9 protein-coding genes are annotated in these 22,132 nt (G+C 42.9%); 4 read left to right on the top strand and 5 right to left on the bottom strand.

Annotated elements, in window-relative coordinates; genetic code table 11:
* Positions 1-62 precede the first annotated feature (62 nt).
* From J4N22_RS14890 to J4N22_RS14875, 4 genes are read right to left on the bottom strand one after another with little or no spacing between them, the layout of a single operon-like run.
* Positions 63-1,733, bottom strand: coding sequence for a fasciclin domain-containing protein (locus tag J4N22_RS14890; protein ID WP_207495861.1), 1,671 nt, complete (start codon positions 1,731-1,733; stop codon positions 63-65).
* A gap of 12 nt (positions 1,734-1,745) precedes the next feature.
* Positions 1,746-3,233, bottom strand: coding sequence for a RagB/SusD family nutrient uptake outer membrane protein (locus tag J4N22_RS14885; protein ID WP_207495859.1), 1,488 nt, complete (start codon positions 3,231-3,233; stop codon positions 1,746-1,748).
* A gap of 45 nt (positions 3,234-3,278) precedes the next feature.
* The gene (locus J4N22_RS14880; RefSeq protein ID WP_207495857.1) at positions 3,279-6,530 is read right to left on the bottom strand and encodes a SusC/RagA family TonB-linked outer membrane protein; all 3,252 of its coding nucleotides are present in this window, start codon (positions 6,528-6,530) and stop codon (positions 3,279-3,281) included.
* Between the two features lie 18 nt (positions 6,531-6,548).
* A complete protein-coding gene (locus tag J4N22_RS14875; protein WP_207495849.1) occupies positions 6,549-8,804 on the bottom strand; it encodes a fasciclin domain-containing protein in 2,256 nt (751 codons plus the stop codon).
* Positions 8,805-9,289: 485 nt separating this feature from the next.
* Between J4N22_RS14875 and J4N22_RS14870 the strand changes: the two genes are divergently transcribed.
* Entirely contained in the window at positions 9,290-13,138 is a 3,849-nt protein-coding gene (locus J4N22_RS14870) for a rhamnogalacturonan lyase family protein (protein ID WP_207495847.1), read from the top strand.
* 162 nt (positions 13,139-13,300) lie between these two features.
* Here the strand turns inward: J4N22_RS14870 and J4N22_RS14865 are convergent, their stop codons facing one another.
* On the bottom strand, positions 13,301-14,323 hold the full coding sequence (locus J4N22_RS14865) for a LacI family DNA-binding transcriptional regulator (protein ID WP_207495838.1): 1,023 nt from the start codon (positions 14,321-14,323) through the stop codon (positions 13,301-13,303).
* A 245-nt stretch (positions 14,324-14,568) separates the two neighbouring features.
* Between J4N22_RS14865 and J4N22_RS14860 the strand changes: the two genes are divergently transcribed.
* The 3 genes from J4N22_RS14860 to J4N22_RS14850 all read left to right on the top strand — a co-directional run bounded on the left by J4N22_RS14860 (position 14,569) and on the right by J4N22_RS14850 (position 22,097).
* Complete coding sequence (locus tag J4N22_RS14860) at positions 14,569-17,502, top strand: glycosyl hydrolase 115 family protein (protein WP_207495836.1); 2,934 nt, start codon at positions 14,569-14,571, stop codon at positions 17,500-17,502.
* A gap of 8 nt (positions 17,503-17,510) precedes the next feature.
* Entirely contained in the window at positions 17,511-18,830 is a 1,320-nt protein-coding gene (locus J4N22_RS14855) for a serine hydrolase domain-containing protein (RefSeq protein WP_207495834.1), read from the top strand.
* A 279-nt stretch (positions 18,831-19,109) separates the two neighbouring features.
* Positions 19,110-22,097, top strand: coding sequence for a glycoside hydrolase family 2 protein (locus J4N22_RS14850; protein WP_207495833.1), 2,988 nt, complete (start codon positions 19,110-19,112; stop codon positions 22,095-22,097).
* Positions 22,098-22,132: the final 35 nt, after the last annotated feature.

Here is a 22,132-nt window from a genome sequence, read left to right as displayed (position 1 = left end):
GTTTGTGTCATTCATGTTAGAGCCAAACTGCAGCTCTTTCGAGCGCTCGTTGTAAGCAGGTTTTAAAAAACGGGAGTACCATCTGGCCTGAAGCGCGGCAGGTACTGGTGATCATCTACAGGTATAAAGTGAACCATATCAAAGTGAAGATCCCTGTTGCTACCTGATATTGCTTCAAAACGCAGTGAATGCCTTTGCGTAGTCTGAAGATCAACTGTACCAACCAATCTTCCAGCAAATGAGCCACCGGTAGTATAACGCTTCCAGCCTAAACTTTCCAGTTCAGCATCTGTACCTGCAGGTACACCCTGGCCTAAGTTAACCGGGCGCTGCATCAGTTCGCCATTCACACGCACGTTTAGTGTTACTGCATTCCTGTTACGATAGCAGATCCAAACTTTGTAGCGGCCTTTGATGATTGGTGGTGTGGTAAACTCAATCCAAGTAGCACGATTGTTATTAGAAGGAGCGCCTAATGGAATAGTAAGAATATCATTGAACACAGCAAAGTTGTGTAGTGTAGATGTAGTACCATATTCGTAACGCAGGTAGTTCTCTCCCTTCCACTCCCAATCAATATCCTTGATAGGTCTGTCAGCTGCACTGTTCTTGTAGAAAGTATGTGTACCTCTACCATATATCGCGGTCATACGCATGATCTCAGGGAACTTCGCAAGATCCCAATACACTGCAGTTGGCTTCCTGAATTTAGCAGCAAAGTGTGCATTTGCTGTATGCCATACACCATTGGTAGCAGAGTTATCACTTTTGCTTCTTACCAGAAGCACACCCGGCTCTACTACACCATTGAATTCAGCTGTATTCAGAATCACTTCCTGGTTTATCAACTGTACAGTGATTACCTCCTGCGGCTGCAACGTAAGGTGAGAAGGCTGGTTGATGATATCACCAAGGAATTTAATACCATCAATGATATGGTAAGCTACATACAGGTTCAGGCTATCTAAAGGATTAGCTGGATTACCGGTATTAGAATATTTTGCCCTTAGTGCTGCGTAAGAATTAATACCACTGTCAGACAATGCCCTGTTGGTTTCAGCTATTACAGTTTTCCACCTTTTAGACGTATCAGGATTAACTGTATTCAGCAAAGTGAAATGACCTGTTGCCTTGAGCGCTTCTACAAAAATGGAATATTCAGGATTATCTTCCAGTTGCTTTGCAATGGTAGTTTTTGCAGGAACAAGAACATTGTTTGTAACATGTATCAGTCCATTACCTACCCTGACATTGGTACGTAAAACATTTGCCTGGCGGTTAACAATGTAGCTTGAAAAGCCACCATCGTTGGATACACCTGTAATAAGAAACTGGCCATGCATTGTAGGCACCGGCAGCTTACCATCTGTAAATGAAGCGGTGTTCACAGTGTCTTCCAGGATATGAAACTTCACGATCTCTTTCAAAACATTAATGTCTGCAGCTTCAACACTTGGCGCATTGATAGATGCAAGAAATGTTTTTACACCATGATTAGTAGGAGCAAAAACAGTGTAAGCACCGTAGGCGTCTAAGAATGCACTGGTCTCTGTTCTGTCCAATATTTCTTTGAACAGGGAGAAAGAGTCAAGGTTCTTCTTCAAATAGCCAACCACGTTCACATCATCTGTTGTGGTCATCTTTAAATCCTCTTTCTTACAGCTGCTCAGGAATGCAACACTGCAAGCCAATAAGCTAAAAGCGAAAGCCCAAAGGGATAATTTTGTTTTCATGACAAGTGTATATTATCGGTAGAAAGGATTTTGTTCCAGTAACCGGTTGGTTTGTATTTCGTAAAAATAGATTGGGAAATAGTGGCTGTTCTTGTCTCTCAACTTGTTGAAAGCTGCCTGGCGTCTATCCGGAGGAATACTAATAGAAGCTATATCAAGGAGCAATTGCAGTCTTTCGTAATTATTTCTTTTTGCATTGCGCAGCACATCGTACCAACGCTTCCCTTCAAAAGCAAGTTCTCTTTGTCTTTCTTCAAGAATGAAGTTGGTCATGGCGCCTTTGTTGGTGCTATCCATCACTTTGAAGTCAACAGCATTTGCCCTTTCGCGTATTGTCTTTACGATGCGTGAAGCTTCCAGTGGTTGATCCATCTGGTTGATGGCTTCAGCTTTTAGAAGAAGAATATCAGCATAACGATAAAATATCCAGTTAGCATACGACTGGTCAAAGTTTCTGAAAACAGTACCATCATCATTGGCACCTACATATTTCCAAATAGAGAAGTCTGCACCACGGTAAGCGCTATTCTCTCCTCTTTTATCTTCCTGCGGAACAGCATTGAGAAGGTCGATTCCATAAACATTCTCCGTAAGATGCGGAGACGCACCCCAACGACGCCTGTTAGGTGTATGAATATCGAAGAAAGGATTAAGACGCTGTTCATCAAACTGCAGTTCAAAAATGCTTTCGTTAGAATTTCCAGCCAGGAAAATAGCGTCGTAAAAGTTGTTCCTGCTCACCAGTCCAAATCTTCTTGAATTGATGATCTTATCACATTCCTCTACAGCGTTCATGTAGTTGTCTCTCCACATGTAAACATCTGCCAACATAGCATTCACTGCATAACGGGTAACGCGGCCTTTATCGGTAGCATTGCTGCCATAAGAAACAGGAAGAAATGTCTCAGCCTTTTTCAGGTCTGCTACTATCTGGTTCAATACTGTATCAGCCTTCGATTTAGGAATGTTTACAATATCCTGGTCACTGGTAGTAGCGGTAAGCTTCAGAGGCACTTCGCCAAAGCTGCGTACCAGGTAGAAGTACATAAGCGACCTGATAGCGAGAGCCTGCCCTACTGCAGTATTCAGGTGAGTATCAGAGAACGTATTATCTTTTTGTTTTACTCCAGGTGCCTTTTCAATAAGGGTATTGCAGTAGTTGATGGTTTGGTAAAAGGAGCGCCAGTTTACATACCTGTTTTGCGGCAGCATATTCATGTTTACAATATCCTGCTCATCCTGGTCAGCTCTGAAACCTGGAGTTACCATATCGGTTCTTCCTTCACCCCAGATAAACAAGTACTCCACCATCTGCCTGTCGCCGTTACTTGCCTGCATAGATGAATAGATACCTGTTACGGCAGCATCTACCTGCTCTTTTGTATTCCAGAACTCATCGCCAACAATACCATCGAGCGGCTTTAGCTCCAGCCATTTATTACAACCTACAGCACTTATGAGTAGGGTACAAACTAGCGTGTATTTGATAATATTCTTCATTGTGCTAAATGTGTTTTTTGTTTTACCGGTTATCTTTCTCCTGATTTAGAAACCAGCAACCAAACCCAGTGTAAATATTTTAGATGGAGGTGTCATTGAATAATCGATAGCCACACGGAAAGGATCAGCACCACGTGTACTTACCTCCGGATCTTGTCCTGTGTAGTTAGTCCAGGTAAACAAGTTCTCTGCAGTTATATAAGCACTCAGGTTTTTCATCCTGAACTTGTTCAGCACTTTTGAATCGAAAGTGTAACGTGCAGTAATGGTACGGAAACGCAGGTACGATGCATCTTCTACATACCTATCGCTACCCAACCAGTTATAACCACCACCAATCACACCACGAGGTATATCTGTTACATCACCTTCTTTTCTCCAGCGGCGTAATACAGATGTATTCTGGTTATCAAAGCCAGCCATGTTTGAAGTGGTCATCTTTGTACCATTTACAATGTCGTATCCATACCTGAAGCTAAAGAAAGAGGATATGCGTAATTTTTTGTAAGAGATAGAAGGACCAAAACCACCGGTGAACTTCGGGTTACTGTTTCCAAGATAAACCACGTCCATGTAGTTGATGTTACCATCGTTGTTGATGTCTTCGTAGATGGCATCACCAGGTTGGAAAGTATAATCCACAGTTGGATAATTGAACCTCATGTAAACGATCTGTCCGTTTGGCCCGATGATCGGTTTGCCATTGGCACCTGTTGCAACGGTTGCATTTTTATCGGTATATACTCCTTTGTACCTGAAACCATAGAATGAACCGAAAGGATTATTGATCTGCAGCAAACGCATGTACTCACCATTTCTTCCTACATCTCCTCTTGTACTAGGATAAAACTCAGAGATCTCACGGATGATGTTTGTATTGCGGGAGATATTGAAGTCGAAGCCTACAGTTACATTCTTTGTTTTGTATGGAATGGTCCACAAAGCAACTTCCCAACCCTGGTTGTCCATTGTACCTACGTTCATGTTCACGTTGTTGAAACCAGTGAATGAAGCAATCTGCAGGTTATCGAAAAACAGGTCTTTGGTACGGTTGCGGTACAAGTCTACGTCAGCTCTTATACGTCCTTTGTACATTGAAACGTTAGCACCTACGTTACCACCATGTACTGTTTCCCAGCGCAGGTTTTTTAGTTCCATGCTTGAAGGGTAGATACCATTCTGTCCCTGGTAGCTCCAGTTATAAGTAGTATAGGTGTTGTAGAAAGAATAATCGCGACGAGGAGCATTACCAGATAATGCATAGCTCGCTCTAAAGCTCAGGTCGTCCAGGTTCTTAAATCTCTTGAAGAAGTTTTCATCAGAAATTCTCCAGCGGAAAGATCCACCGGGGAAAATGCCGTACCTGTAAGCAGGACCAAATCTTGAGTTACCGTCACCACGCAATGTGGCAGAGAATAGGTACTTGTCTTTGTAGGAATAGTTGGTTGTGATAACCGCACCAACAGATCTTGACTGACCCATACCTGACATCACTCTACCAGTAATGGTACGTGAGTCTGCAGCCGGATCTACTAACAAAGAAGAGGCAGTGTTAGATGTTTCAATCTCCTGGTTAACTGAACGGAAATCGCTGGTGAAAATGTTCAGGCTGGAAGAGAAGATATGATCCCTGCTTTTAAACTTCGGAGTGTACATAACGGTAGTTCTTGTAGTAGCGCTAAACAGGTCAATATCCCCGTTGTACGCCCTGTTCACTACAGTTTCTGTATAAGGTCTACCAGTTGCTATTTGTGGTAAGAAGCTACTGTTTTGCGTATTGTTGATGTCGAACTGAACATCGAAAGTAGCACGCAGTACATTTCTTAATATCGAATAATCGATCTGGAAACGTGGTACTACCCTTTCGCCCAGTACACCAAACTTTGCTTCAGATGCCATAGCAACCGGGTTGTAAATACGGCTGAACTGGCCCTGGATGTTAGATGCCGGTGAGAAATAGTTAGGTGTAAGATTACCTAGTTGATCGTATTCAAAAATGCTCATGTTCGGCATTTTTAAATAAGCTACGTTTCTTATAGCACCTTCGTTTGAGCTTAAGTAGTTACGGCTCTGGTCAGTGTGGGTATAGGCAATACTGGTAAATATTTTAATTTTCTCAGAGATGGTATAGTCAAGATTGATACGGGTGTTGATACGCTTCAACGATGTACCAATGGTAGTACCTACCTGGTCGAAGTAACCAATTGAAGCAAAGTATCTCGCTTTCTCACCACCACCATTCATAGAGATTGTATGATCCTGTAAATGACCTACACGGCTGATAGCGTCTACCCAATTCACGTTGTTGCTATAGTTGTAGTACCAGTATGGATCGTTAGGATCGTAGTTGAATTCTCTTACGTTGGTTGGATTTAGAGGAGTACCAGTCCTGTTCATGAATATCTCTGGTATCAGTGTAGAATACTGGTCACCATTCAGCATTGGTATGGCATCTGGCAAGAAGGAAGCAGAACCTTTAAAGGTGTAACCGATAGTTGGCTTACCTCTTTGTCCACGCTTGGTAGTAATTACCAATACACCAGCAGCTGCACGGCTACCCCAAACAGATGTAGCAGCCGCATCTTTCAATACTGTGATATCACGTATGTCAGCAGGTGAAATGTTTAGTAGTTGCGCATAACCTTGTTCGTCAGCAGCACCAAAGTTGAAGTCTCCAGGTATCTCTGTTTCATAAGGCATACCGTCAACAACAATCAGCGGGTTACCGGTAGAGTTGATAGAAGATACACCCCTGATACGAATGTTCATAGCAGCACCCGGATCACCACTTGTTGCAGTGATATCTACACCAGCTAAACGACCTTGCAGCGCCTGGTCAATACTTGCTGCCTGCATTTCCTCCAGGTTCTTGGCATCTATTCTTGCTACAGCAGTAGTCAGGTTTTTCTCAAGCGTAGAACCCATACCGTTGTCTACACCACGGGAAGAAACAACCACTACCTCGCCAAGTTGAGAGTCGCCTGCATCAAGGTTGAAGTTGATAACAGAACGGCCGTTGATGGATACGCTGGTTGATTTGAAACCAACATAAGAAACCGATATCTTATTTCGTGGATTGTTGATCCTGATAACATAGTTACCTTCTATATCTGATGCCGCGCCTTTTACAATACGGCCATCAGGATCCACCTCCGATACAGAAGCGCCTTGAATAGCCTCTTTAGTTTTGGCATTTACAATCTTTCCCCTGACAACATTATCCTGCGCAATAGCTCCTACAAAGCAAACCGCAGCAAACAGAAGAACAGAAAAAATCTTTTTAAAATTCTGGTTCATAAGAGAAGTTGTGGATGATTATAAGGAGTATTTAAGGTAGTTGTTGATTAGGTGAATAACCATACGATTACTTAGGTAAGTACTTGGTGCAGATATAACCTGCGCAGTACGTCCAAACATATCTGTTAGCACCAGCGAACCCGGGTTGTTATTTACAAATACATTGGTAGGATCACCAAGATTGGTACGTAAGATGGTACTAAACGAACCACTTTCCTCTCCATCTGCAGCTACTGTACGCTTATCTAGAATATGGTAATAGATAAAGCGGATAACCTGCTCCCTTTCCTGGTTAGACTGTGTACCGAAGTTGAAATTTGGAACACCTGTTGTCCTGTTACCCGGAAGTAAAGTATCACGCACAGCTTGCATAATAGCTGCATTGTTAGGTATTAATACGGTGTAGAATGTACCGTAAGAAATACCAGTGATTTCTTTTGTAGTAGCATTCCAGATGCTTGATGTTCTCAGGAACTGCCAGAAGTAATTGTATTCAGAAGTAGTAGGCGTACCAACTTTTTCAATATGTGCACCTATCTGTACATCACTGAAATCTAGTATGCGGTTGATGTAGTAAACACGACCATTCCTGGATGTTTTGGTACTTATTATGTTTGCTACATTATTTTCTTCCACATTACCAGAGGCAAACACTGTATTATTTTTGAAACCTATGTATTCACCACCTGCTGTCATTACAGCACCCTCACCAGCAAGGCTGTTCAAAACTCTATTAGGTAGTGAGTGTGGTACTACGTGCAGGTTTAGTATACGCAACATACGATTACGTGTAGTAGCTCCGGTACTTGCAGCAAGTGTAGAACCTGCTGGCGGAATGAAGCGCCATTGTTCCTGGCTGTTGTTACTTACTGTAGGATCAGCAAAGAAACCAGCAGCATTCCACATATCGTTGCTGATCATAAACATTGTATAATACCTTGAGATATCTGACACAGCAGGACGAAGTTCAAAGTCTATCAACTTCTTCATCATGGAATACTTAGGATCCAGGTAAGCCCTACCATAAACACTGGTAAATACGTTTGCTTCCTGCACTTTGTTGGTACCATAGAAGATACCATTGCTCAGTACCTTTTTATCAACTACATCATTAGATGGGTTGAAACGTGCCGGCTCATTCAGGAAACTAAATGTAGATCCGAACTTGGAAGGCCATACTGCCTTTTGCCACAAGTGCGCATTTATAAAATCGTATACAATGTTGATGTCAACATCTTTCAGTGTAGAATTAGGAGGATAATTTTCTAGCAAAACATTGTTGATGTACTGCTGAAGAGCAGTATTGGTAGGAGCAAAAATGGTGTAGCTCTCTGTTTGTCCTTCATTAACTGCGTTCATGAAGTTTTCATTGTTGAGCGAATAAGCCAAAGTACCACCTGGTGCAGTATAGAACTTAGTATACACATCAGCTGAACTACCAGTGGTAGCGCGGTAGCGTTGTGTTACTCCCTGGTTCAATACATACTGAACAAGGAACCTATCAAATATGCTTTTGAACAAACTATACTCAGGTTTGCTTCCCAGGTATTGATCAATGGAAGGAAGAACTGTTATCACTTTGTTCACTACGTGTATAACACCATTCTCAGCAGGAATATCTTTTTCTGTTACTACCGCATCCACTACGTTGAAACCTGTGTACGGCGTGTTAGGGAAAAAGTAATTATAGTCAGCAGCAGTTAAATTCTTTGACTGCATGAACTCGTTGATGAAATAAGGAATGTGCTTGTTGTTATTATCTGCATCTACATACACAGTTCCGTTCCTGTTGGCTGCAACCACTTTTATAGGGCGGCCAGCTGTATCTGTACCATCATATACATATGTATAATTGGCCGTTCTTCTTTTCCATGCAGAAGAAGGCACCCAACCTGTGTTACTTTGGTAATCGTCCAGGCGCTCTACTTTAAACGCATTGTACACTAAAGAGTAAGTAACTAACTGGCGGCAGGTAGCAGAGTCCAACTGCTCTATACCATTGATGCCCATTGTAGAGAAATAAGCATTGAAAGCAGAGTCATGCGGCGCAAATACAGTCCAGTAACCAGCAGCTCGTAAGGTATTACCATAGCCTGCTTTATCAACGGCAGCCAGGTAATGTTTGAAATTTCCTTTAGCCTGTAATGTTTGGTAAACGGGCGGCTCCAGGTTTTCCGGGCGTCCATAATATTCATCAAAAGCTTTTTTCCGACAACTACCAAACAAACCTGCAAGCAGCAATAAAGGGAAAATTATCCGGGTTAAATTATACATAGTCCTGTTAGGATTATTAGTATTTATTATGAATGTTCTTTATATCCGTGGTGATGATTCCAGGTCTTGAAAGACGAGTGTCCAGAATCGTATATAGTAGGTGTTATACATGTGCAAGCATTTAGGGGAATAGACCCGTTAGATGGTCCAAAAGATTATTTTAACAATTTCTTCAAACTAAAAGTAGTGGCGAATGTATAATGAACTATCCTGTGCCATCCTGAGTAGTAATTTAAAAATCCTTAATTTTTAAATTCATCATTCTCAATTATGATGATTCACAGCTATATGAAGACATGAAATGTTTTTATAATGCTGCAGGCAAATGAAAAATACTTTTCTACCAGGCTTATGAAACAAGTATTAGGTAGTAATAGATTTTTTCAACAATACTTCATCCACCTTATCTATTTACCTATATCAGGATGGAACAGGACAATCCGCATGGCACAAGGGATAAATTTACCAGTACTTATAGTTGTCATATGAATAAAAACTTTACCTCGCTTAGCCAGCGTATGTGCCTTGCTTTGGCTTTTTCTTTCTTTAGTGTTTTGTGGTGCAACATGTCTTATAGCCAGCAATGGACCATCCTCGGCAACGAGAACCAGGTATCTGCTGTCTCTTCTAATTATACTTCTATTGCTGTATTGGATACTGTTCCATACGTGGTGTACCGGGAAGGTACTGAGGCTAAAGTGAAAAGAAAGAATACAAGCACAGGTGCCTGGGAACAGGTAGGTGATATTATTGGAAGCAACGTGATCTACCCAAGGATCATGGTGGACAAAACAAATAACCTATATGTTACCTATGTTGATGCTTCTAATGGAAATCGCCTGGCGGTAAAAATGTACAACGATACTATGCAGCTATGGCAACCACTACATAACAACAGCAACAATCTTTATGTTTCTACAGGAACAGTGAATGGCGCTAGTGGTGTTACTCAATACAGCTCTACACCCCGTAGTTCGCTGGCATTCGACTCCGACAACCGTCCTTACATTGCCTATGCAGAAGGCAGTATGCTTACGCCATTTGTAAAAAGATTTATAGACAGTGCATGGCAAACTGTTGGTACTGGCGCGGTAAATACAGCAGACACTGCCGTTGCAGTAACTCTTGTACTTGATGAGGCTGATGTGCCATGGCTTGCTTTTGTAAAATTGGCCGCATCAAATTCTACTACCGGAAGCATGGCGCTCTATCGTTTTGGTGGTGGTACTTGGACACGCATGTCTTCCAACTTCAACGGGATACGACACACAAGCATGGCACTAACACCAAATAACAATCTTGCTATAGCTTATTTCAATACCGGCAATTCCAATAGGGCAACTGTTGTTATCTATGATAAAACAGCCGGCACTTTTGGCACTACCACTTCGCTTTCCTCGCGTGATGCTCCAAGCCTTAGCCTTATCAGAGACATTTCTGGAAACCTGTATTGCTCTTTCATAGATGCTATATCAAGTGCTTTCAGGAATGCTGCGCGTGTGTTTAAACTGGAGTTGCAAAGCACCACATGGCGCGAACTGAAAGACCCGGCTATGACAGGCATAGATGAACCTGTAGGTAATCTGACCATTGCCGTTGGCAGCGATACTGCACGTCCACATATTGTTTACACCAGGTCTAATTCTGCTGGTGTAACCACCCCTGTTGTACGGGCTTACACACCGCCTTCTCCCCCCGCCACACTTACTACTACCGCAGCTACTAATATCACTTCTACGTCGGCTGTAGCCGGTGGAAATATTACGGCTGACGGTGGAACTGCCATTACCGAACGCGGTATCGTTTACGGAACTAGCCTTAATCCTACTACTGCTAATACTAAGATTGTAGACGGTTCCACAGGCTTGGGTTCTTTTTCTGCTACCATCAATGGTTTGGCAACCGCTACTTTATATTATGTAAGAGCATATGCAATCAGCGGTGGCGGTACAGTTACCTACGGAAGCAATATAAGGTTCAATACATTGCCCTTAGCCGGCTCAGTGGTAACAGCTCCCAAACAAATGGAACTTTTAAATCGCGGTGTGGTAGCTGTGCGCACATCGTCAACCAGGGTGTTTGTAAGCTGGCGCATGCTTGGTACCGAACCTTCTTCTGTTAGCTACAACCTGTACCGCAACGGTGTAAAGGTGAACAACTCGCCTATCACCAATTCTACCAATTTTGAAGATAATGCTACCATCAACGGCACTTATACAGTTACTGCCATCATCAATGGTGTAGAAGGAACAGCCTCAGCGCCATCTCCTACATGGAGCAACAACCAGCTTACCATTCCCATGCAAATACCCCCTGGTGGCACTACCCCTGATGGTGTTGCATACACTTACACGGCCAACGATTGCTCTGTAGGTGATGTTGATGCAGATGGCGAATACGAAGTTTTTGTAAAGTGGGATCCTACTAAATTGAACCATAACTCTGGCGGCTACTCCGGCGACCAGATCATTGACTGCTATAAGATGAATGGTACCCGTTTGTGGCGCATCAACCTTGGCAAGAACATCAATGCGGGCCCACACTTTACGCAGTTTATGGTATACGACCTGGATGGTGATGGAAAAGCAGAAATGGCGTGCAAGACTGCAGATGGTACAATAGATGGAACCGGTGCAGTATTAGGTAATCCAACAGTTGATTACCGCAACAGCGCCGGATGGGTACACCAGGGTCCTGAATACCTGACTGTCTTCAATGGTCTTACAGGTGCTGCAATGTCAACTGCTACTTATCAACCAGCACGCGGCAACATTTCCGACTGGGGCGATAATTATGGCAACCGTGCAGATCGTTTTGTTTCGGCTGTAGCCTATCTGGATGGAGTACGTCCGAGCCTGGTAATTGGCCGCGGCTACTATAATAAGCTGGCGCGTGCTGCTTATGATTTTAGAAATGGGCAACTTACACTTCGCTGGAAGTTTGATAGCAGCGACCCGGGTAACGGAGCATATGCAGGGCAGGGTAATCACCAGATGACGATAGGTGATGTGGATGGAGATGGAAAAGATGAAGTCATCAATGGATCAAGTGCTATTGATGATGATGGAAAACGACTTTGGACATACCGGATGGGTCATGGCGATGCATTACATATGTCTGACATGGACCCGGACCGCCCCGGACAGGAGATCTGGATCAATCTTGAGTCGCCGAGTGAATATGATGGAATGGGTTTGAGAATGTACGATGCTAAAACTGGTCAAACAATTTGGGGTGTACCTACCACCGGCGATGTGGGTCGTTCCATGGCAGCAGATATAGATCCTGCGCATAAAGGTTACGAGGTTTGGGGTTCTGCAGGTAATCTATATAATGCAAGGGGACAGCAGATAAGCACCAGCAAACCTTCTTCTTTCAACTTCGGAATCTGGTGGGACGGTGATCTTAGTCGCGAGTTATTAGACAGGACCATGATTGACAAATGGAACCCACTTACCAATACCACCAACAGGTTATTTACCATCTACCAGGCAGCGCCTATTGCTCAAAATAACGATACGAAAGCAACACCGGGTCTTTCTGCCGACCTGTTTGGTGACTGGCGCGAGGAAATGATCTTCCGTTATTCCGATAATTCAGCGTTGGTAATTTTTACCACTACTATACCTACCAACCACCGCATTCGCACACTGATGCACGACCCGCAATACCGTACTGCTATCGCCTGGCAAAACTCTGGTTACAACCAGCCACCACATCCAAGTTTCTACCTGGGTAACAATATGGAAGAACCGCCAATGCCAAACATCTTTATAGCCAATGATGCAGGTTTACCTGTGAAGCTGTTAACCTTTACTGCAAAGCCGCATGACAAGCAAGTACTGGTAGAGTGGACAGCAACCAATGAAGTGAATAGTAAAGAATACGTAGTAGAACGCTCATCCAATGGAAGAGATTTTACCGCCATTGAAACCGTTGCTGATAAAGGAAGCAATGGCAGCGTGAACTACTACTATATTTTTGACACGCAACCTCTGGATGGCATCAATTACTACCGTTTGAAGCAGGTAGACATTGATGGCAAATATGTTTATTCCAACATTAAGACAGTCAGTTTTGGAAAGACAAAGCAGTTAAACATTTACCCTAACCCGGCTACTTCTTTTGTAAAACTAGAGATGCCACCATCAAATAATGTTTTATCTGTTACTATTACCAATGTAGAAGGAAGAATTGTATTCAGGAGCAGGGGCTTGCTTAGCCAGGTCAACAGCGAAATAAATGCATTGCTACCTTTAATGAAGCCAGGTTATTACCATGTACAGGTGGCGGAGAAAGAAGCAATTTTTAAAGGACCATTAATTAAACAATAAGACGTTTAATATAAGCAATAGAAACGGCGGGCAGTGATGCTCGCCGTTCTTGTTTTTGGGAATAGCCGCTTTGTAGAAGATTTTTTTTGTTACTGGATGGTGCAAATTCAGAAGCAAGAGGATATTCTCTAAGCCGCCACCCTTTATCAGACTGGAGAAAATTTAAACAACAGCAACTGCTTTGGTAGACGCACGTTCAACCAGCATCGACTTGATCACGATATTTTCATTAGCAATGGTTGCCCGCTTTTTCTCCAGATGTTTTAGCAAAATAGTGGCGGCCTGTTTGCCCATTTCCAGTGCTGGTTGCGAAATGGTGGTAAGTGAAGGATTAAGCAGTGGAGCTGTTGTAAGATTAGAAAAGCAGATAATTTTTACACCTGCAGGAATATCAATTTTCAGCTCATGGCAAACCTCGTATGTGGTAAGTGCCAACTTTTCTACAGCCGCAAATATCCCATCCGGTTTATTCGTATTCAACAACTGCTTTATTTTCCTGAAGTTTACTTTGTCGTCTCCATTGCATTTTATGATCCTTGCTTCGTTGATCGTGAGGTTGTGTTTGTGCAACGCCTCCAGGTAGCCTTGCTTTCTTTTGTTATCAATAGAAAGGTTTTCTGAAAGCGACAGGAAAGCAATATCCCTGCAGCCATTTTTTATAAGATGTTCGGTAGCGGTAAGGCTACTGGCAAAATCATCTGTTGTTATTTTAGCAGTCTCTATTTCATGACATATCCTATCAAAAAAAACGACAGGTATATCGCATTGCATCAGCGCTTCAATGTGTTGAACATTTTTAGAAGTGGCTGCTACCGACATGATCACACCATCCACTCTCCCATTTTGCAGATGTTTCAGAATTCCCTCTTCCAATTCATTATTCTCATGCGTTACATACACCAATACATGATAGTCTTTGGTACGGGCTACTGCTTCAGCACCGCTTATGGCTTGAATGAAAAAATTGTTGTTTAATTCAGGAACTATAATGGCAATGGTGCGGCTCTTGTGATGGCGTAAATGGCCGGCATAAGGACTGGCACTATAACCCATTTCAGAAGCAACCTGTAGTACTCTCTTCTTTGTTTCCTCGCTAATCTCGTAGCTATCGCGCAATGCTTTCGAAACAGTCGACATAGAAACACCCAACTTATCAGACAGGTCTTTGAGGCTGACTTTTGCCATACAATCATTTTGCGCTAAGGAAGTATATTTTCCAGCATTTTACGAAAATCTAAACTACATCGTTTTCGTAATGCACTACTGGTTTTCAGGACTGTACAGGACAGCGTTGGATGGCGGTTAAACTAGTTTTAAGCACATAATGATTTGCTGATATAAACAGCTTCTTCTTATAACGCTAAACATGTTTGATCCATAAAAGAAGAAACCAAACTATCTGCCTAACAAAACAACGATCGATTGCTATAATGAAAATCTCTTGCTCTTTCCTGCTCATCAGCCTAGTAGTGTCTTCACTTTGCGCAGGGCAGAAGAATAGTTTCGCGATTGTTACAAAACAACAAAAGGCTACCATTGTATATAGTAAACAAGGAAAAGCTCTCGACTCTATAGCCGCTTACCTTCTTGCAGAAGATATTGAACGTGTAACCTCCCATAAACCCGCGGTCATAACAGATATTTCCAAAGCAAGAGGCAATATGATTGTCATTGGTACTATTGGCTCTGCACTTGTGAAGAAGTTTGCGGGTTCCAAATCTTCTTTATCTAAAAAACTTACTGGCCAATGGGAGCGCTTCGGCCTTCGTGTTGTTGACAAACCAACTGCTGCAATTTCTAAAGCACTGATCATTGCAGGTAGTGATGCAAGAGGTACAGCTTACGGAGTATTTACATTATCAGAAAAACTAGGTGTTTCGCCGTGGTACTGGTGGGCTGATGCACCAGTGAAGAAACAAGAAGAATGCATCATCAGCCAGGAAGAATTTATTTCTTCACCGCCGGGTGTAAAGTATAGAGGAATTTTTATCAACGATGAAGATTGGGGCCTGCAACCATGGGCAGCCAAAACTTTTGAACCCGGAACAGGTGATATAGGGCCAAAAACCTATGCAAAAATTTTTGAGTTGTTGCTTCGCCTGAAAGCCAACCTTATCTGGCCCGCCATGCATCCCAGCACCAAAGCGTTCTTTCATTATCCCGGCAATATAAAAACAGCAGAAGACTACCAGGTAATTATAGGTTCATCGCATGCGGAGCCAATGCTACGCAACAACGTGGATGAATGGAATGTAAAGACGATGGGACCTTTCAATTACTTCACCAACAAAGAAAGAATTTTTAAATACTGGGAAGACAGGATAAAAGAAAGTCGCGGTATCAATGCGATCTATACTATTGGAATGCGGGGAGTGCACGACGGGCAAATGGAAGGGATAAAAGATCTGAAAGAAGCGGTGCCAGTGGTAAGTAAAATAATTGAGGAAGAACGGGAGATGCTGGCGAAATATATCAACAAAGATGTTACTGCCATACCGCAGGTACTTACTCCCTACAAAGAGGTGCTCGATATTTACGACAACGGCTTAAGCGTGCCGAATGATGTAACCCTTGTATGGCCCGATGATAACTACGGCTACATACACCGGCTGAACAATGAAACGGAGAAGCAAAGGAAAGGTGGCGCTGGAGTGTATTATCATGCTTCGTACTGGGGACGTCCGCACGATTATTTGTGGCTGCCTTCTACGCATCCATCGTTGTTGCGCGAAGAAATGATGAAGGCTTTTGAAACTGGCGCAGACCGTTTGTGGGTACTGAATGTTGGCGATATAAAACCGCAAGAATACAACATACAGCAGTTCTTAGATATGGCTTATAATCCTGCACCTTTTAAGGATAGCAGGTATTCCAGGCAACACATGCATAGTTGGCTCAACAGCATATTTGGCAAGGACAAGTCTGGTGAAATGGTTGATATACTATGGCAATATTATCAACTGGCGTTTGAGCGAAAACCTGAGTTCATGGGCTGGAGCCAGACAGAACCAACCACGCAAACAAAGTATACAGCATTCAATCATTTTTACTACGGCGATGAAGCACAGAAGCGGATAGACCAATACAATAAGCTGGAGACATCTGTAAAGAAAATATATGCGCAGCTAAACCAGCAAGATGCAGCTGCTTTTTACCAGTTGGTTTATTATCCTGTGGTAGGCGCCTCATTCATGAATAAAAAGTTTTTGTACCGTGATAAAGCATATTTCTACAGCAGGCAAAACAGGCTGAGTGCAACTGATTATGCTGATATGTCTAAAGCAGCTTACGATAGTATTGTAAAGGAGACAGGCTACTATAACAACCAGTTGGCAAATGGTAAGTGGAAGAACATGATGTCGATGAAGCCACGGGAGCTTCCCGTTTACCAGCCACCTGCACTACCCACCATAAAACTTGAAGAAGGAATCGGATGGAATATTGCTCCTGAAGGTTTTGTTACAAAGGATTCATCACTACATGGTGATGCAGCACTATTATCATTACCAGCTTTTGACAACCTGAATAAGCAGCAATATTTTATTGATGTTTATTTAGATAAAGCACAACAGCAACAATGGATCGCAACACCGTCGCATGACTGGATACGCATTTCAAAAAACAGCGGTACGCTCACCGTCGAAAAGGACCAGAAGCAAGTACGCCTGTGGGTGGATGTTGACTTTCGCAAATTGCAAGAAGTTGGCAGGACAATTGGCACCATAACATTCACTGGTGGAGGAAAGCAGTATGTTGTAAACGTGCAGGCTGAAAAGCGAAGCACTGAAGCATTTGCAGGCTTCCAAGGTTTCATTGAAAACAATGGGATAGTTGTGATCCCTGCCACTGGCTTCACCCGCAAGAGCGACCAGCATTCCAGCCAATGGCAAACGATAAATGGTTTAGGATATACAGGTAATGTGCTCCAGGCTTCTCCTCTATCGGTCAACAAAAAGGTTACAACCAACACCGACTCTATTAAGCAAAGCAACGCGCTTGTTGAATACGACTTCCATACTTTCAATGCCGCCACGCCTGTTGTGTCTGTCTTTGCGTTACCTTCTCATCCTATCAACAATAACTACAGGGTACGTTATGCAGTAACTGTTGATGATGGCCCGTTGCAATTGATAGATATAAAAACAGCAGGCAGAAGCGAAGAGTGGAAACAAAATGTTTTGCGGAACAGGGCTGAAAGAAAAATACAACTACCCTTTCTTCCTGCAGGAAAACATACTTTGAAAATCTATGCAGTTGATCCGGGTGTAATGCTGGATGAAATACGTATAGATATAGGCGGTTTGAAAAAAGCATATAGCACATTACCTCCAACCACATTTTTAAACAATCACATCAATCCATAATACCTAATATGAAGTCATCATTCTTAAGCCTTGTACTTGTCGGTTGTACCATATTCTTTTCCTGTTCTTCGTCATTATCAACTTCCGGTAATCACAGGGGCACAGCAGGCAGTGGAACTATACCATCTACTCTGCAGGCAACTTCGCCTTCAGCGGCCAACGTAAGCGAAGAAAGACTGCAACGGATAGATAACATAATCCAGCAAGCCATCGAAAAAAGAGAGGTAGCAGGCGCTATAGGCTTTATTGCCCGCAACGGCAAAATAGTTTACAACAAGTCATTTGGACATGCTGACATACCCACTCAAACTGCGCTTAAGACTGACCACATTTTCAGGATCGCTTCGCAAACCAAAGCCATCACAAGTGTTGCAGTGATGATGCTTTTTGAAGAAGGAAAGTTTTTACTGGACGACCGTATTTCCAAATATATTCCTGCATTTGCTAAGCCACAGGTATTAGATCAATATAATGCTGCTGATACAACCTTTACCACCAAACCTGCTAAAAGAGAAATAACCATTCGCGACCTGCTTACCCATACGGCAGGTCTTCAGTATGCTGTTATTGGTGGAGAGCCATGGACGGCTATCTATTCTAAAGCAAAAATCTATGCGGGTTTTGAAGCAAGCAGCGACTCATTAAGCTGGTCGGTAGATAGGTTAGCTAAACTTCCGCTGGCGCACAATCCAGGGGAAAAATTCACCTATGGATTAAGCACGGATGTGTTGGGTAGGCTGGTAGAAGTTGCCTCAGGATTGCCATTAGATAGATTTTTTGAGGAAAGAATATTTAAGCCGCTTGGTATGACGGACACTTACTTTTACCTGCCACAAGAAAAGCATAGCAGGCTTGTAACTGTACATAGGCAAGGTGCGAACAGAACATTAACTACATACGAAGGAACTGGTTCTGTAAGTGCAGACTATCCAAAGCGCGGTGGCGTATACCTATCTGGCGGCGCTGGTTTAAGTTCTACCATTTCTGATTATGCAGCATTTCTCCAGATGCTATTGAACGGCGGCACTTACAATGGCACAAGGCTCCTGTCTCGCAGATCAGTTGAGCTGATGACAAGCAATCACATAGGCGACCTGTTTGTAGGTAGTGACAAGTTTGGTTTAGGCTTCCAGGTAACAACCAAACAAACTGAATTGAAACTAGGCATGACCGAAGGCGCCTACAAATGGGGTGGATATTTTGGAACCACCTATTGGGTAGATCCGAAAGAGAACATTATAGCACTATTGTATACACAACATTCATCGCTGAGATCAGATGTGCAGGATAAATTCACCGCATCTGTTTACCAGGTATTGAACGATTAAGAACACGTTTCTCCTTCGCAAGAATAATTATTAACTACTGTTCAAAAACAATCAAAGACTTCAGTTGATAATCTACTGGAAGGAAACTATAAGATTTTCAAAACCTGCGAAATCCAGCTACTTCGTTTTCGTAAATAAAGTAGAAAGCACTTAAGCATCGCTTGCTGGTTTGCCCTCACCTTTGGTGTAACAGGCAGGCAATCAAAAGAGCGTCTTGAACTTAATCTTACAATGCTTCGTTTCAAGGTTAATTACAACGAACAACCTCACAAGCTTCATATGAAAAAGATGATTAAACATCTATCCGCAATTTTCTGCCTCTCGTTCATCACTACTGTGTCACTAGCGCAAAACACATCACAGCGCACGAAGTACAACTTCAACAGCGACTGGAAAGTTATAGTTGGTGATCCTAAGGAAGCTTCAAATGTCAGCTTCAATGATGGCAGTTGGAAAAGTGTAACACTACCCTATGCATGGAACGAGGATGAAGCTTTTAAAAAAGACATTGTTGATCTTTCAACAGGTATCTCCTGGTATCGCAAACGTTTTAAATTGCCTGCATCTGCCAAAGGACAAAAAGTGTTTTTAGAATTTGAAGGTATTCGCCAGGCCGGTGATTTTTATGTAAATGGAACACATGTTGGCCTGCACGAAAACGGTGTTACTTCATTTGGATTTGATGTAACCGAGCTGGTGAAATTTGGTGATGAAGAGAATGTGGTGGCAGCACGTATAGACAATGACTGGAACTACCGTGAGAAAGCTACCAATACGAAGTTTCAATGGGAAGACAAGAACTTCAACGTGAACTATGGAGGCATCACAAAGAATGTTTACCTGCATATTGTACCTAAGGTTTATCAAACACTTCCTTTGTATTCCAACCTGAAAACAACAGGTGTTTATGTATACGCACTAAATCATAATATAAAAGGGGAAACTGCTACCATACATGCTGAGTCAGAAGTAAAAAATGAAACAGCACAACCACAGCAAGTGATCTATGAAGTTTCAATCAAAGAACTGGATGATAAACTTCTGAAAACATTTGTTGGTGATAAAGTAATTATTGCACCAAACGAAACAAAAGTTCTGAAGGCCTCATCAGCTGTTAGCGGCTTGAAGTTCTGGAGCTGGGGCTATGGCTACCTGTACAATGTAACCACTACTTTAAAAGTGAATGGAAAACCTACAGACGCTGTAACTACTACAACAGGTTTTCGCAAAACAGATTTTAAAGATGGCATGATCTATCTGAACGACCGCGTCATCATGGTACATGGTTATGCCCAACGTACTACCAATGAATGGCCTGCAGTGGGTGCTTCTATACCTGCATGGCTAAGCGATTACAGCAATGCATTGATGGTAGAAAGTGGAGGCAACCTGGTGCGCTGGATGCACATTGCACCATGGAAGCAAGACGTTGAAAGCTGCGACAGGGTGGGCCTTTTACAAGCCATGCCTGCTGGTGATGCAGAGAAGGATGTAGAAGGTACAAGATGGGAACAACGCAAGGCTGTGATGCGCGATGCCATCATTTACAACAAGAACAATCCCAGCATCATCTTTTACGAGTGTGGCAACGAAAGCATCAGCGAGCAACACATGCAGGAGATGAAGGATATCCGCGACCAGTACGATCCTAAAGGAGGCAGAGCCATTGGCAGCCGCGAAATGCTGGACAGTAAAACAGCGGAATATGGTGGTGAAATGTTGTACACCAACAAAAGTGCACATATACCTATGTGGGCAATGGAATATTCAAGAGATGAAGGTTCAAGAAAATACTGGGATGATTTTACACCGCCTTACCACAAAGATGGAGCAGGTCCTTTACACAAAGGACAATCAGCCGCGGCATACAACCGCAACATGGAAAGCCATGCTGTTGAGAATGTAAGACGCTGGTACGAGTTCTGGAAAGAAAGACCCGGAACAGGCAAGCGTTTAAGCAGCGGAGGTGTTAACATCATCTGGTCTGAAACCAATACGCACCACCGCGGTGAAGAGAACTTCCGTCGTAGTGGAGAAGTGGACGCAATGCGAATAAAGAAGCAGAATTATTATTCGCATAAAGTAATGTGGGATGGCTGGGTAAATCCTGAGAAGCACAGCCTGCACATCGTAGGCCATTGGAACTACGACCCCAGTGTTAAGAAAGACATCTATGTTATCTCAACTTCAGATAAAGTAGAGCTAAAGGTAAATGGCAAATCAAAAGGCTTTGGAAAAAAGAGCGATGGTTTCCTTTTCACTTTCAAAAACATTGAATGGGTACCAGGGAACATAAGTGCTGTTGGCTATGATGCAAAGAACAAACAAGTCTGCACTGGCATCATCCATACTGTTGGCGCTCCTGTTGCACTGCGACTTACAAAAGTAAAACGGCCGACAGAATTTGTAGCCAATGGTCATGATCTTGCATTGGTAGAAGTGGAAGTGGTAGATGCAAAAGGCAACCGTTGCCCTACCGCACTCAACATGGTTAACTACACAATGACCGGCCCGGGAGAATGGAGAGGTGGTATGGCAATGGGCCCTGGTAATTATGTACTAACAACTGCATATCCTGTAGAAGGTGGTGTTAATCGTTTTCTCGTTCGTTCCACAACGCAGCCAGGCACCATCACAGTGAAGGCAACTGCAGAAGGTTTGAAAGATGCAACCATTACACTTAACACAAAGCCTTATGCAACAGAAAATGGCTTGTCTGCAGTATTACCATCTGCAGGTTTACCCATGCGTTTGGATAGAGGTCCAACACCTGCCACACCATCCTATACCATGACACGTACGCCGCTTACCATTGTAAGTGCTACTGCCGGTGCAAATGCAGACAAAGCCGCCCGGAGCTTTGATGATAATGAACTTTCGGATTGGGTAAATGATGGCAAGCTTAACACAGCATGGATTGAATACACATTAGAGAAAGAAGCGACAGTGAGCGAGATCACCATCAAGCTCAACAACTTCCGTTCACGTGTATACCCATTGGTAATAACGGTAGATGGCAAGGAAGCATTCAATGGCAAAACGCAAACTACGCTTGGTTACTATACTATTTCATTAAAACCTACCAGGGGCAAAACAGTAAGAATACAATTGGCGGGCACTTCACTAGACCAGGGAACAAATACAGGTGTGGAAGTGAACGGTAAAAAACTGGATGATGGTGTAGCAAGGGACGATGCAAATGCAAAAGGCACACTAAGCATCATTGAAGCAGAGATCTATGCTCCTTTGAGTGCTGCAAAAAAATAAACATGATTTTAAAAACAACATCAACCATAACAAAC

This window comes from Aridibaculum aurantiacum, assembly GCF_017355875.1.
In the GTDB taxonomy this organism is placed as follows: Bacteria; Bacteroidota; Bacteroidia; order Chitinophagales; family Chitinophagaceae; genus Segetibacter; species Segetibacter aurantiacus.
The sequence above is the reverse complement of the archived record's forward strand: the minus strand, read 5'-3'. Positions and strand labels throughout refer to the sequence as shown.

What these genes read in the sequence shown, in the direction of transcription:
- J4N22_RS14890 (WP_207495861.1), bottom strand. Translation starts at nt 1,733, where the DNA reads ATGAAAACAAAATTATCCCTTTGGGCTTTCGCTTTTAGCTTATTGGCT.
- J4N22_RS14860 (WP_207495836.1), top strand. Translation starts at nt 14,569, where the DNA reads ATGAAAATCTCTTGCTCTTTCCTGCTCATCAGCCTAGTAGTGTCTTCA.
- J4N22_RS14875 (WP_207495849.1), bottom strand. Translation starts at nt 8,804, where the DNA reads ATGTATAATTTAACCCGGATAATTTTCCCTTTATTGCTGCTTGCAGGT.
- J4N22_RS14855 (WP_207495834.1), top strand. Translation starts at nt 17,511, where the DNA reads ATGAAGTCATCATTCTTAAGCCTTGTACTTGTCGGTTGTACCATATTC.
- J4N22_RS14850 (WP_207495833.1), top strand. Translation starts at nt 19,110, where the DNA reads ATGAAAAAGATGATTAAACATCTATCCGCAATTTTCTGCCTCTCGTTC.
- J4N22_RS14870 (WP_207495847.1), top strand. Translation starts at nt 9,290, where the DNA reads ATGAATAAAAACTTTACCTCGCTTAGCCAGCGTATGTGCCTTGCTTTG.
- J4N22_RS14885 (WP_207495859.1), bottom strand. Translation starts at nt 3,233, where the DNA reads ATGAAGAATATTATCAAATACACGCTAGTTTGTACCCTACTCATAAGT.
- J4N22_RS14865 (WP_207495838.1), bottom strand. Translation starts at nt 14,323, where the DNA reads ATGGCAAAAGTCAGCCTCAAAGACCTGTCTGATAAGTTGGGTGTTTCT.
- J4N22_RS14880 (WP_207495857.1), bottom strand. Translation starts at nt 6,530, where the DNA reads ATGAACCAGAATTTTAAAAAGATTTTTTCTGTTCTTCTGTTTGCTGCG.